Below are 14,491 nucleotides of genomic sequence, written 5' to 3'. Positions count from 1 at the left end.
TTTAACCACACTGATATTACAATGAATAATCTATACTTCCAATATACAAGAACTAAATTCAGTGAACTGCACAATACGACAAATCCTATGGGAAAATTACTTGATAAAAGAAATTCATACAAAAAGCAAATAAAAAGTCAAACTAAAAAAGACCATAGCCACAAGTGCTTATAGTCTTAACTCATTCTTACTAAGTTATATAGTTTTAGAAAAATATATTTCCCTTGTAAAAATATCACACTACCTTACATGCATCTAACATAAATCAAATAGTTAACTCAACAAAGTTCAACTAAACTTATCGTGCAAATATTGCTCAAACTGTATCTGATTTGTTACATTTTTATATAAAACTGCTTCATAAATAATCGAGCTAAATCCATTATTCAACATATCGAGACCATCGTAATACTTCTTTATCTGCAATATAGACTTTCGCTGTTGCCTGGTTAGAACATTTTTAAAATATTTAACTTGGTCAAAACCAGTATATTCTCTCTTACTTGTAATCCAAATATCAATATACCACTTATAAGTAGTTCCAGGGTAATCTTTAATTCCAATAAACATTGAACTTTTTTGATTTCTAAAGTCCTCACAGTAAATTTCTAATTTGTCATTTTTATCTCTTAAAAAATCTAATGTGAAAAATGTGATTTCTAATAAATCATATTTAGTAAGAAGGTGAATATCAATATCCTTTTTAACAATTAATTCATGTGCAACACTACCAACAATCTTAGCCTCCCCAAATTTATTCAATAGTTCTAAAATACCAAGTTCATCAACGATACTTATTGCCTCTATTTTTAATTCTTTTTGAACTTGAAAGATGTTTTTCATTGAATATTCCCTGCTTCGGAAGTTAAGCTTTGATTAATTTCTTTACCATTAACATGATTATTTTTAAACATACGGTATATAAAGTTAGGGATTAAAGCTCCATTAAGCCTTTTAGTAAAAATATAATTCTGATATTCTCTACACTTGATTAAATAGCTTATCTCTATTTCTTTTTCCGACCCATTTAGCTCTCGGATATCTCTCTCAATCAATCCACCTATTTGCTCATTTCTCTTTACCTCTTCTGACAACTTCTTAATCTGCTGTATAATAAATGAAATCAATGATATCAAAGGAATTAAAATTTCTATTAAAAACCCTTTAACAGTTTGATTTAACATTATTCCAACTACTATACTGAATAATACTATTGAAATCAATAATACCCAAAAAAACAAGCAATACTTCCCTCTTAAAATTTTGTCAGAAAGAACATTTTGCCTTTGGGCAAGTAACAATGCTTTGGTATTATTACTACATTCAATCCCATCATAATAAATTCTATCAATATTTTTTCCTTGCTTCATTTTTTTCACTATTAGCGATATTTCTTCAATTGAAACCTTCTTATACATTATCGTCTCATTTTCTTTTAAACCTAAAACATTAATATCATATCTCTCTTGAAGCGTAACAGCTTTTAATCGTATTTTCTGCTCCCATATAGTTAAAAGCATAGCTATAATTATCCAACATGAGCTTATAGAAAGAATAATATCCTTATACTCTAATTCTAATGTTTTAGCAGACAGAGCAATGATTGGAATTATTAAACTTACTGCTAGATGTACATTATAAATAACTTTAGCTCTATCATATAAATGTCTAAAACATATCTTCAGTCGAAAATTCCTCTCATCGTTTTGCCTTTCATTAATAGTACTCATTAGCTCACCTACCTAGTTATCAAATGTAATATTTCCCATAAAAAATATATCATCTAACTTATCCTTAGCGCAATGTAATTGCAGCAAGCAATATAAATTACGTTCTTTAACATCTAAATCAAAATTCAACCAAAAATATCACCTAAAAGCTGTGAGTGAATTTCCCTTAACTGTAACTTAAATCTCTAAATCAAAAAAGACAGAGAATTATACATTGTTCTTTGTCTTTTGGTATGTACTCTATTCTACAGAAAGTCTTCACTTGTTCAATTCATTCTACAAACCTTTGTCTCTGTATCATTCTGGAACATACATCTTCTGTAGCGGCAATAATGAACGAGTTTCATTTGGCATTTTGTCATACCAATACACTATTGAATTTACCAATTCTTCTAAATCAAGCAACTTTACATTATTGTTTCTCGCAATTGATTCTGCTTGTGATGTAAACCCTCCTGTAGATACAAATAGCGAATTAGCATCTATTGGGTGTGCCCCTAACAGTTGTTGGACTTCTGGTCCTCCAGACGTTGATTTACGATGTTTTACTTGCACCTTTATTATCGGCTTTTCAAAACCAAAGGCATCTTTATGTGCCAATATATCCACTCCACCGTCTGGTCCTTTTTTGCTAACTTTTACGTTATATCCCATAGCTTGCAGTAAGCCTGCGACTAAATCTTGCATTTGCCAAGGGTCTAACTTATCCACTTTATCCTGTATCATTGTTAATGCTTTTTGTACAAGGTCTTCTTTAATAATTTCTTCTTCCTCCGCTTCAACTTCATTGGATTTTGTTGGTACATTCCCTTTTAATAGACCTTCCAATTCAGTACCCCAATCGTCCACTCGGAATACAGTCAACGTTGAACCTAGTGAGTTCTTTGCACCTTGAGACAAATCGTCCCTTGGAATTTGTTTAGTTTCCCATTTTACACCAATAACATTAGGGTAGTGGTTACTAACTACACCTATATCATGTTTATGTGTTGATATAACTGTTCCAATTAGATATTCCCTTTTATCCTTTGTAAATGTAATTACATGGTCACCTAATTCTATCTCATGACTAAAACGCCAAACTTGGCTTCCCCAATTGAGACGAGTAGGTGGCTTTTTTTCTTCATATACCTCATGTGCTTTTTGTATTAATGCTTCTCGAGTTGAATAGCCTTTGGGATTTCCTAACTCTGCCCATCCAATCGAAGCTACTCCCTTTTGTCTCCAAACAGGAACTAGATTGTTACTACTACCTGCTCGAACCATCCACCACTTCGTCATTTATGTATCTCCCTCTTCATTCATATATAATGAATAACTATATTTGTAGTTCTACCACTAAAATAGAATGGTCTGACAAACCATTTAAACGCTCTTGATGTGAAAAATATGATTCAAGTATGTTTCCTTTTAAAACTGGTGAAATAAAAGCATGGTCAATTCGGAATCCATTCCCCTTTGTACTGTACCATGAGTAACCAGAAAAAGAACCATGTGTATATCTCCAAGCATCAATCCACCCTAAACCAACTAGTTCCTGCATATACTGTGGTCCGATAAACGGAGTTCCTTGTGTATCCTCTGCCAGTCCTGTATTGTAATCCCCCATTATCACGACCCTAGAGTTACAATGTTCTTTTGCAAAGGTATTTAATTCTCGCCAAAATTCCAACTTCTCTTGTACATTATTGTTATTAGTTGGAATATGGACTCCAATAATATGCAATTCATATTGGGGTATTCTAATCTCTAACCAGCGCTGTCTATTTCTGTTTTTTTTGTGAAAAGATGGAACAACTTCAAAAGGATAACGAGAAGCAAATAGTAAACTATTTTGCTTAATAGCTCCATTACTAGAAAGCATATATTCATACCCATTTTCTCTTAGTAACCGCTTAATCTCTTCCCCCTTTTCTTCTTCCCAGTATTCTGTTAATAAGAGTACCTCTGGTGAATGTTTACTTAGTTGCTCTACAATCCTTGGGATGCGCTTCACTGAACCACCTTGTCTTATATTCCAAGTTAATAATTTCAAACCAACACTCCTTTCACCAATTACATTATTGCTAATAAATTTAAGATGAATGGATAGTCTAACGCATATCAAAATACAATATTCCTGCCGTCCTATCCATGTTTTTTGTTCATTCTGTAATTACCCTTCGGGGTTAATCAAACTTTTCCTACATTAATATTCTATCAAATTCTGCCCCCTTTAATATACCTAACTCTCTTTAATTGAAGAGTTAAAATATGCACACCACACAAAAAGATTGATGAAAATCAGTCTTTAACTCTTGCTTCCTGTTCATTCTTCCTACGAATAAGGGTTCTTTTCGTAATACCTGTCATGGCTTCAACTTCCTTATACGTATGGTTCTTTAACAGCTTCAAGGCATGCTCTACTTGTTGCTTAGAGTGCTTTCTTGGTCTGCCTTCTCTAAAGTCATCTTTCTGCTTTGCAAGAGCCTTACCTTCCTGTGTTCTCTCTACAATAAGGTTTCTCTCCATTTCAGCCACAGCAAGCAGCGTAGTGAGAAAGAACCGCCCCATTGTCGTGTCTTCTAGAAGTCCTACATTCAGCACATGCACCCTTACACCCTTCTGAAACAGACCCTCAATTACTTCAATGCCCTCTTTTGTATTACGAGCCAGACGGTCTAGTTTTGTCACTACCAAGGTGTCACCCTCTTGTAGTTCTTCGAGCAGCTGTATAAATTTTGGACGGTCTGTCTTTGTACCAGTGAACGTCTCTTCGTATATGACCTCGCACCCTTCCTGCTTCAGCACCCCTGTTTGTACTTCCAATTCCTGCGCCACTGTCGAAACCCTCGCATAACCATATTTCAAACCATTTCCCCCCTTAGTTTATGTCACTATGTTATGTCACCACTCTATACCCTGATTTTACTGCATCAAAGAACAAGTGACAATACTATTAAGTTTTGTCACTTAGATTCATTTCTCATTAGTGTAACAAAATCTGTAACACCGCAGTTACAATCACTGATTTATCACGAGGTATACCAACTGGAATCTATGGCTACTATATAACTAGTTACTTTAAGAAGGATGTGGATATTATGGTAAATGGAGTTTGGTCAAATAAAGAAATTGAAGTATTGAAATCATCTTTAGGGCAAAAAGGGTATCAAGAAATATCCGTTATATTAGGGAGAAATGTAAATAGTATTCAAAAGAAGGTCATAGCGTTGGGACTATCAAGAGAAATAAAAAAAAAATCTTGGTCAGAGGAAGAAATTAAATTATTAAAAAGCTTATACGGTATCATGAGAGTAGAAGAGATATCAAAAAGACTAAACAGAACCTATGATAGCATAACAGGAAAGGCTAAACAGTTAAATTTAAAAGGTTTTTTTAAAAATGCTTGGACTAAAAATGAACTTGAGTTCTTAAGAAATAATTTTAAAAATATGACCATCTATGACATAGCTAATAGTCTTGGTAGAACTGAAAATGCGGTTCAGTTGAAAGCCAATAGGATAGGCTTAAAACACCCTACAAAGTACGAGTACGATAAAGACTACTTCAAAATTATAGATTGTGAGGAAAAGGCTTACTGGTTGGGATTCATCTATGCTGATGGATATGTCTCAATTTATAATAATGGGAGAAATCATGAGTTTGGAATTGAACTTAAAGCTAGTGATGATGAACATCTTAAGAAATTCAATCGTAGCATAAATGGTAATCTTGAACTATCCTATAGAACGAGGGAGCATAAATTCAGTAAATATACTAGTGTAGTAGACATATGCTCAATAAGAATTTACTCACAAAGATTTGTATCACACTTAATTGAAAACGGTGTTGTATTAAACAAAACTTACGTTCTAGATTTCCCCAACTTTATGCCAAAAGAACTTATGAGACATTTTATCCGTGGCTATATTGATGGAGATGGATATATACGATTCGGAAAACGAACGTCAGGAAATGGTTACGGATATGAAACCAGATTTGGATTTACTTGTTACTCAGAGAAATTTACAATTGGACTAAAAAAATTCCTTGAAAATGAACTAAACTTAGAGACAGAACTAGTGTTGTACAAGGACAAAAGCAGTTTCTCTGTCGATACAGCGAATCAAAAACAATTGCTCTCTATACTAGAGTACTTGTACAACAATTCAACCGTATATCTAGATAGAAAGTACCAAACTTACAAGAAAATTCAGCATTATCTTCTCAATAAATCAGCTTATCGGAAAAGAAAACAGTAAAAAATATGAGTTTCCAAATAACCAGAAAACATAAAGGCAATTTGTTTATTCGCTCACTTTACCGTTATTGTATTCTAATAATACCAATCATTTCGATAACGTTCAAACAATAACAAAGTGGATAGCCTCAAGCCATCTCTGCCACTCCATTTATAATTCACTGTAAAATATCACCATACAAATGCACTCTATTAGTAACAAAAGATAATCAATTTACTTGGCTAAACAAAAGACAGCGAGTACACCTTACTCGCTGCCCTATTTCATTATTAATCACCAAACAGGTTCACATTATATTGTGACTTCAAAATAAACACCATGATACTCAATTTAAAATATTGATTTATCTATTGTTCGCTTGTGGCATTGCCAGCTTCCTTTCGAGGCGTACAAATGTTTTTGTCATTTCGGTCAAAACAATTGCTTCTTCTCGTTCAATACTAGGTGGTAACGTACTCCCATGACCAGCCAACGGTTCTGCGTTTCTTCTATTGTATATTTCAAGCACATAATCTAACACAGGCTCTGGAAGATTTGAGCGGTTACGGTAACCTCCAAAGAAACTTCCAAGGGTCTGATTTTCCACAGTTGCTAAACCAACTACATCTTTTGCTAAAGTTTCAAATACTGAAGCACTAGCATGTAAAACACTTGAATAATCTTCAGTAGAAAGAGCATTTTCCATTCTTTGAATTAGCATCCTAATATTAGGATGCTCATGTGAATCTTCAACTGCCTCAATTTGTTCAATAGGAATAACATGTACTAACACAGTATCAGTGTTATTCATTTCAAATTGTACTGAACTTCCATCCTCACATAGGATTTCATTAACATCATCAATTTCTAACAACCCTTCTTGAATCATATCTGCAAGTATTTCAGTCATCTCTGTAGTGTTTGGTCGTCTCATAATAAGCTCAATTTCCCCGTTATGCCAAGCATGTTCAGCCGATTGATACTCTCCTATATAATCAGATTCCAACACATAAATAGGTTTACCAATGGCATTATTAGCTATATTTACGAAACGATTCTGCCTGATTAATTTATCATTGTTATCTTCACTGTTAGAAAGATTTCGGATAAGACGAGTTAACTTTAATCGAGCCTTATCTGAAATCACTTCATACTGAAGTTGTTCTATATCACTTTCTATTAATCCCAAGAAACCCATAATCACAAATCCCCTTTTCTTAAAAGATACTAACACAAATTATACCAAATCAGTTACACAATTAAAGCAACTAATACAATCAAAATTTCATTAACATATTTTAAACCGAAAATAAATTTCCCTATAGTTGAATTAATCACATCAGAAAATAAAAAGCTTTTTTAATCTATTTCATCTCGTAGGAATTGATTAAATTCCTTTTATCGTCCCATTTACAGAGATACATCTTAACCTTTGCTACTTTATAACTCAACCACTAATGGAAATACTCTTGATTATTTTCTCTATCATAAAATATTTGATGCAAAACTTCATAAACATATATAACTCAGATTATACTTCCCTCACTACTAATTCAATTGTATAAATTACAATAAATATATATATATATATAAGTTAATCTCCTCATTTAAATTTAATTTTTCAAATTTAACTTTTTATATTTATAGCTTTTGCAGACTAGCATTCACAGCAAACATAATTTCCATTAATAGTTGTCTACTTCTATGTAATATTATTTAGAACATTTTATACCTATACCGATGTTACTTCGTTATATATTAATAATACAAAAATATTTCATATACTATAACCTTTATTTTTCACTTTATGCATTGGGTCAATAGTTATAACACTGTATTGTAATGGTAAAAGTTTTTTTATTGCTCCAAGAGGTATGGACGGGTTCGATTGTTCATAAAGATTGTCTAAGCTATCAAAAAAATGTTTTAAATAAATTATTAATGCATCCACCAATGATAATGTTTCGTTATCTAACTTATTATAGGTATCTTTTACTTTACTATCATCTGTATCTTGATGAAAACCAACCTTGTTGCGAATTTGTTTCAATTCCTCCTTAAGAACTCCCCATACTCCAATTACCCTTTTACGCAGCAATTCAGTTTTCTTATCTAATTCTAGCCTTTCTGTTATATTAATAAAATTCACAGGCATGTCATATCTGCTCCTATTATCAAACAAACTAGCTAAATATGAATAACAAGTTGTTCGTTGATTTTTTACTAGTTCATCTAATACTTCATCACTTTTTATAACACAATTCTCACCAACAAAAATTTCCTTATTGCATAAAGCATAAAAATTTGTCCAAGCGCACATTACTTGTGACCAACGATGTCTTAAGTAAAATAGTTCTCTTGGCTCTGATTTTAATGAAGACAAATCTTTTTCCTCCTTTAATATTGATACATCCAATTGTCAATACAGGTAAATCGTACCATAAAAGGTTTTACCTAGATATAATTTTATTCTTATATACAGAATTATTAAGAAATATCACAGAAGTGTTTACAAGCCACTTCTTACATACGAAAAGAGCAGCAAACACTTAGTTTCTCCTCTTCTCTTCATATAGAAATACCATATTTATAAATAATATCAAGCTACTTCCTGCTCCGCCCAAATAGGACAAACTGTTCCGCCATGCTCATTATTATCTTGCTGAATTGTACCTGTTATTTCATCTTTATGAATCCATCGTGAGTAATAATTTTTGTCTTTCTTTTTATCTTTTCTAATTTTAAGGCAAATTAGTATCTTGTTTTCCATTAAAATTTTTGTATATTTCATAACAGATTTTCTATCAATACCAGTAATTTCAGAAATAGTATCTATATTCGGAAATGCAATTCTAGAACTTGAATCGTTGTAAAAAATATGAGACATAATTTCATAATATACTCTATATATTTTCACCCTATATGTGTTATCCAAAGCTAAGATTTTGTGCAAATCTGAGTAAAAAACTTTTGTAAAACCTAAATTTCTTTCTTTTTCTTTTATTTTTATAAAATAAGAATTTGCTTGTTTTATTTCGTTAACTTTTTTAGTTAACATATTATCCTCATAAATTTCAATTAAATCATATTCACGTAAACCTTCTAAAGTCTCTTTTACTTTTGATTTTAAACTTGTATTAGCAAACATTCCCATCAACATAATTAATTGATTTACTCCAGTATGTGCTGCACCTATAGGATTCCTTGATAATCCTTCAATAATTGTATAGGTAAATATTTCATAATCTGTATAATCCGCATTTAAAAATATTTTGGAAACTTCTACGAATGCTTCCTTACTTTCCAATTCTCTAGGCGTCAATTCTTTTTTCAATTTCAAGATACCTCTTTCTATTTAAAATTTCGATATTCATATCAATTAATGTCTCCCCTCGTGGGGGACGTTATATTTCTTTCTTATTTAGATTTTTATCTCTTCTTAAAATTCTCTCTTATTACAGTACCAAACCGATTCTATATTTTAGTTTCATTTTTTTATTTGTAAGTTCAAAATTAGAACTCAGTTTCCTAAAAACAAAGAAAATCAGTTTGTTTTTTAGACCCATATATTATTTAATGCAGATTCAATAGTTCTCCACAACAATTACGAAAGTAAAAACCACTGATTATTCCTATGATATTCCTCTTCTTCCTAACTATAAAATTTTTATCAGCGCTGTACTCTTATTATACCAAATCAAGAATTTGTACTTTGGTATCTAGATTCATTAAGAAAAAGCTATTGAATCTTTACATAAAGTCAAAAATATCGTGTCAAGAACTTTTTTACTTTTTATTTTCAATGGAATTATTATCGGACAAAAACTAGTGTCTACAAAGGTAATTTTCGTAAGGAGATATAGAGAGCATTTAAGCATGTTTTGAGTGTTGTATAGGAAATAACTAAGGAAACTAAATGTAAACTATTACAGAAGTAGCTTAACCTATCCATATCGTATCGGAGATTTTTCACATCGTATTGGTGTGTATGTAGGTGCTCCCCCCCCTTTCCCTAAAAAGACTACTATAAAATGTGGAAAACACCCCCTCCTCTGTTCAACTCTTATATGACACACCCATCGCTTATAACGCCCTCAATTGCGCTGATACATACACAACAACGCCTAGCAAAAATTACAATTGTTATTACAGTTGCCACAATGTATTCCTGTCCGTAAAATAATGATATACATGGGAAGGAGTTATAATATGCCGACTTTTCAATATGGAACTACAGCTATTGAATATGACATCGAATATGCCGACGATAAGAAAGACGTATCTATTATTGTTGAATGGATGGAAGGCATTCGGCTCATCGCTCCTACAGGCATTACTAATATGCAAATTGAGGAGGTTGTGCGCAAGAAAGCACCTACTATCCTTCAAAAGCTAAAAGAGGTCAATGAGATAACTGAACCACCTTTGCTCAAGGAATTTGTCAGTGGTGAAAAATTTGCTTATCTAGGACGAAACTATCGATTAAAAGTATATAGAGAAAAAGAACTACAGAAAGCGCAGTTAAACTTTGTAAGAGGAAGATTCATCGCAACTGTTCCATATGGAATAGACGAAGATGAGAAGAGGAAGCAATTGCTGGAGTTGTTCAAAACTTGGTATCTTGAACACGGTAAAGCGAAAGTACAGTCACGTTTAAAGCTATATTGTGCTAAGATGGGTGTTACACCTAATGATGTGCAACTAAAGGAGCAAAGAATGCGTTGGGGTTCTTGTACATCTGAAGGTAACATTTATTTAAACTGGAGAATTATCATGTCACCAATGTCTATTATAGACTACGTACTCGTGCATGAATTGGCACATTTAAGATATATGAATCACAGTAATGACTACTGGAACTTTGTGCGCTCTATCCTCCCCGACTATGAACAACGTAAAGATTGGTTACGTGTAAACGGACCTACTTTAACACTGGAATAGAAGGAAAGCCATCTCAAGAAAGATGGCTTTTTTCATTATCATTTTTATTTCTTATAATGTACTGTTGCTAAGTCAATCAATTGCTGTGTTAAACTCTCCAATTTTTCTTTTGGACAAGGACTTACACGGAGTTGCTTCTTAATCTTCTTCCGCATTTCACGTTTTACGTCTTCTTTAGTCGTCCATTCTACTATATCTGCTTCCTGCTGAATAATGTCCGTTATAAGATGCGTCAATGCTTTCACATCCTCTACATCATCATATGGAGGCATTTCTTTCTCCAGCATTTGATAAAACGGATATTGCTCACGAGTAAAGCCTTGTTCTTCACCTTTTTGCGCTGTATTCCGCATATCATTCACCATATTACGATATTCTTCCAGCAACTCGTCGATATCCATCTGACGGTCTCTACGCCGTTGAAGGAGTTCTTCAAGTCGTTCCTTTAAAGATGTATAGTAGACTGGATTCTCTTCCAACTTGACTCGTATTTCATGTCGAATGGCATGTTCCATTTCAGCCGCTTTACCTTCTGGTATCTTCGTTTCATCTATCTGTTTTTCAAATCGATTCGAAAGAATATCAATTGGTTCGTGAACAACATCAATACCTACTGCTGCAAGATGCTCCTCTATAAGCTGTTTTACCTTTTCTCCGCAGTCACTAATATCCATCCCATCTACACGATATCGAGACTTTGCTGCTTGCCGTACTTTACCTAAAAATTTCAAATCTGCTATGTAATCATGTGCTTTAGAACTAGGCATTACCATATCCATGCTTTCTGAGAAACGTTTAAACGCTGTATCAAATTCATTTCGTACGTCTTCTGGCTCTAACACTTGTAAGCATGCCTCTAGATTATCTGTCGAGATATAGTTGAAAAAACGTATCGCAGAACGATGACGAGACTGTAATCTTGGTATTTCAGTATCAATATTTTGCAATGCCCCTTGTACATCTTCTTTATTGAAAATATTAAGTGCTTGCTCTAGGAATCTAGAAACACCGTAATAATCGACAATCAAACCATAAGTCTTTTTATCATATGTACGATTTGTACGAGCGATGGCTTGTAGAAGATTATGTTCTTTAATTGGCTTGTCTAAATACATAACCTGTTCGATTGGAGCATCAAAGCCTGTCAGTAGCTTGTCACACACGATTAAGAAACATAACTTATCCTCTGACATCGGCTTCTTGAAACGAGCAATCACATCTTTTTCTTCATCTTTTGACAAATGATTTTTTTGAAGATGTTCCTTATCGTTATGACCCGCTGACATAATAACCTTGGATTCATAATTACTCAACTCGTCCAACATCTCTTTATACATAACTGCTGCTTCACGACTAATTGCTACAATTTGTGCCTTGAATCCATTTGGCTGAATATGTGTTTCATAATGTTCAATCATATCTAATACAATACGTTTAATCCGCTTGCGAGAAGAAATAATTGCTTGTTCTGTCGCATACTTCTTCTTAATACGTTCTCGGTCCTCCTCACTGTACTCACGGAATTGTCGCTCAAACAGTTCGTCTAACGAATCTCCTTGTACATGTAAGTCAGCCATTCTTGCTTCATAAAAAATAGGTACTGTTGCCCCATCTTCTACTGCTTGTTCAATCGTATATTTGTCAATGTATGGTCCGAATGTACGCTTTGTACTTTTATCTTCCTTATCGATTGGTGTACCTGTAAATGCTAAGTAACAAGCATTTGGCATAGCACTTTTCATTATGGTTGCTAATCCACCATATTGTGAACGGTGAGATTCATCAATCATGACAAAGATATTCTCAGCAGTAGATAGGTTCTTAAATTCCTTTGTCTCTGCATCCTCTTGGAACTTCTGTACCAATGTCATAATAGTAGAACCTACGCCTTGTTGAAGCAGCTGCCGTAATTGTGAAACTGAATCTGCCTGCTGTGGATTTGGGAAGCCACAACGACGAAACGTATTTGTAATTTGGTCATCTAAGTCTTTACGGTCTGTCACTACAACGATAGTAGGGTTCTTCAGTTCTTCAATCCGTCGCAGCTTAACAGCAAGATACACCATTGTTAAAGATTTTCCACTTCCTTGTGTATGCCATACAACACCACCACGTTGCGTTTGTTCCTCTGTACGTAAAATACGGTCAATTGCTTTATTTACCGCACGAAACTGCTGGTAACGAGCAAGTTTTTTGATTATACGACCTTCTACTGGCTCATACACAATGAAATTACGAATTAAATCTAGTAGATTCTCTTTTGTTAACATTCCCACCGTTAAAATATCCTGTGGTGTTGGAGAAACCACAAGTTCTGCAACTGTTCTTGGGTATGGGTCTTTCCACTCCCCATAGTGCTGCGCTTTTGCTCCAATTGTCCCTACTTTGGCACGGTCATTACTCGTAACAATCATAAATTGGTTGTAATGAAATAGCTGCTCATGTGTGTTTTGATATCTATGTAACTGACGTACGCCTTCACCAATTTGCTCATCTGGAGGCAGCATAGGACTTTTACATTCTATGATGACAAGTGGTAACCCATTTATGAAAATGATAAGGTCAGGGCGAATATTGCTTTGAGCATTACTAACGGTAAACTGGTTTACGACAAGAAACTCATTGTTCTTAGGTCCTTCGAAATCAATGAGTTTTACCGTTTGATTCTTCTTCCCTTTGCCAAGGTCTTGTTGAACAGAAATCATGTTGACTATCATTTCATGAAATTTTTGGTTTGCTTCCATTAAACTTATTGATTCAATATGTGTAATAGAACGCATAACCTTTGCTAGGTTTATGTCTGAAAGCCAAGGATTTAAACGTAGGATAGCTTTGCTTAGGCGCTCTTTTAAAATAAATTCACCTCTTGATTCTCGTTCTGAGTCAAGAGAAGGACCATGAGGATGTTCATAGCCCAGTTCTTGTAATTGTGCAATCATACGGTCTTCCACTAATTCTTTTTCGTTCCACTTTTGATTACGCATAGTCATCTCTCCGATAACTTGTTTCTTTTCTATACATCATGTATTGCAGTAAAGAAGAAGGAAAAAAATGCCTAGCAGTATACTTTTGACGTCTATATGTATCTATTCTCTTATAAATAAACTCTTCAATATACTCTAAAGCGAAATTTAAGGAAGATATTGTACTTGTAACTTCGTATTCAGAAACCACTAGCTTCATAAATTTTTTTCCGTCACATCGTAGTACAAAATGATTTTCTTGTTCAAAGAGCATTTTTTTTATTTCAAGTTCAGAAAATCCTACTCTATTAAGAGCATATTTTACTTTATGGCTTTCAAAAGCGCTCTCAAGGTTGGCTCTAGGTCCTGTTTTCACTTCACATAACACACCTGCTACGTCGTATTCCTCTAAGTAACTAAATAATTTTTCATCCCAATCATTTTCATTACCACCAATTTCCTCTTTCACATATGGTAAACGTACTGCAAGTATATCGGCGTCCCCATTCCGATTATGTTTTGTTTGATGATAGACAAAGTTATCTAATACAAAGAAACCATTCAAACGTAAATACCAATACGCAAGTTCTTCCCCATAATTCTTCATAAAGACATCTCCTTAAATACTGTCGTG

General features: G+C 33.6%; 12 protein-coding genes. 2 read left to right on the top strand and 10 right to left on the bottom strand.

Annotated features, from left to right (window positions below; all coding sequences use genetic code 11):
• Nucleotides 1-288: 288 nt before the first annotated feature.
• The 5 genes from ACLBXA_RS14605 to ACLBXA_RS14585 form a co-directional block, all read right to left on the bottom strand.
• Nucleotides 289-843, bottom strand: coding sequence for a hypothetical protein (locus tag ACLBXA_RS14605; RefSeq protein WP_447617301.1), 555 nt, complete (start codon nt 841-843; stop codon nt 289-291).
• Nucleotides 840-1,730 carry an S-4TM family putative pore-forming effector gene (locus ACLBXA_RS14600; protein ID WP_447617300.1) on the bottom strand — a complete coding sequence of 297 codons (891 nt, stop codon included), beginning with the start codon at nt 1,728-1,730 and terminating at the stop codon, nt 840-842. Before ACLBXA_RS14600 ends, ACLBXA_RS14605 begins: the two co-directional genes overlap by 4 nt.
• Nucleotides 1,731-2,027: 297 nt before the next feature.
• Nucleotides 2,028-3,011, bottom strand: a complete 984-nt coding sequence (locus tag ACLBXA_RS14595; RefSeq protein WP_447617299.1) for a restriction endonuclease — start codon at nt 3,009-3,011, stop codon at nt 2,028-2,030.
• Nucleotides 3,012-3,048: 37 nt separating this feature from the next.
• Complete coding sequence (locus ACLBXA_RS14590; RefSeq protein ID WP_447617298.1) at nt 3,049-3,765, bottom strand: endonuclease/exonuclease/phosphatase family protein; 717 nt, start codon at nt 3,763-3,765, stop codon at nt 3,049-3,051.
• 248 nt (nt 3,766-4,013) lie between these two features.
• Nucleotides 4,014-4,580, bottom strand: a complete 567-nt coding sequence (locus ACLBXA_RS14585) for a recombinase family protein (RefSeq protein WP_447617297.1) — start codon at nt 4,578-4,580, stop codon at nt 4,014-4,016.
• A 233-nt stretch (nt 4,581-4,813) separates the two neighbouring features.
• Between ACLBXA_RS14585 and ACLBXA_RS14580 the strand changes: the two genes are divergently transcribed.
• On the top strand, nt 4,814-5,974 hold the full coding sequence (locus ACLBXA_RS14580; protein ID WP_447617296.1) for a hypothetical protein: 1,161 nt from the start codon (nt 4,814-4,816) through the stop codon (nt 5,972-5,974).
• Between the two features lie 343 nt (nt 5,975-6,317).
• Here the strand turns inward: ACLBXA_RS14580 and ACLBXA_RS14575 are convergent, their stop codons facing one another.
• From ACLBXA_RS14575 to ACLBXA_RS14565, 3 genes are all read right to left on the bottom strand, one after another.
• Nucleotides 6,318-7,151, bottom strand: coding sequence for a hypothetical protein (locus ACLBXA_RS14575; protein WP_447617295.1), 834 nt, complete (start codon nt 7,149-7,151; stop codon nt 6,318-6,320).
• A 579-nt stretch (nt 7,152-7,730) separates the two neighbouring features.
• Nucleotides 7,731-8,336: a hypothetical protein gene (locus ACLBXA_RS14570; protein WP_447617294.1), complete on the bottom strand. Its 606-nt coding sequence runs from the start codon at nt 8,334-8,336 to the stop codon at nt 7,731-7,733.
• A gap of 216 nt (nt 8,337-8,552) precedes the next feature.
• A complete protein-coding gene (locus ACLBXA_RS14565) occupies nt 8,553-9,287 on the bottom strand; it encodes a hypothetical protein (RefSeq protein WP_447617293.1) in 735 nt (244 codons plus the stop codon).
• 875 nt (nt 9,288-10,162) lie between these two features.
• On the opposite strand from ACLBXA_RS14565, the gene ACLBXA_RS14560 reads away from it, so the two are divergent.
• Complete coding sequence (locus tag ACLBXA_RS14560) at nt 10,163-10,894, top strand: M48 family metallopeptidase (RefSeq protein WP_447617292.1); 732 nt, start codon at nt 10,163-10,165, stop codon at nt 10,892-10,894.
• A 44-nt stretch (nt 10,895-10,938) separates the two neighbouring features.
• Here ACLBXA_RS14560 and ACLBXA_RS14555 read toward each other — a convergent pair whose 3' ends face one another.
• Together ACLBXA_RS14555 and ACLBXA_RS14550 are read right to left on the bottom strand one after the other, a co-directional pair.
• The gene (locus tag ACLBXA_RS14555; protein WP_447617291.1) at nt 10,939-13,878 is read right to left on the bottom strand and encodes a type I restriction endonuclease subunit R; all 2,940 of its coding nucleotides are present in this window, start codon (nt 13,876-13,878) and stop codon (nt 10,939-10,941) included.
• Nucleotides 13,871-14,464 carry a hypothetical protein gene (locus ACLBXA_RS14550; RefSeq protein WP_447617290.1) on the bottom strand — a complete coding sequence of 198 codons (594 nt, stop codon included), beginning with the start codon at nt 14,462-14,464 and terminating at the stop codon, nt 13,871-13,873. The genes ACLBXA_RS14555 and ACLBXA_RS14550 overlap by 8 nt, the downstream gene beginning before the upstream one ends.
• Between the last annotated feature and the right edge of the window lie 27 nt (nt 14,465-14,491).

It is taken from the genome of Bacillus sp. D48C (assembly GCF_053345735.1).
The sequence above is the reverse complement of the archived record's forward strand: the minus strand, read 5'-3'. Positions and strand labels throughout refer to the sequence as shown.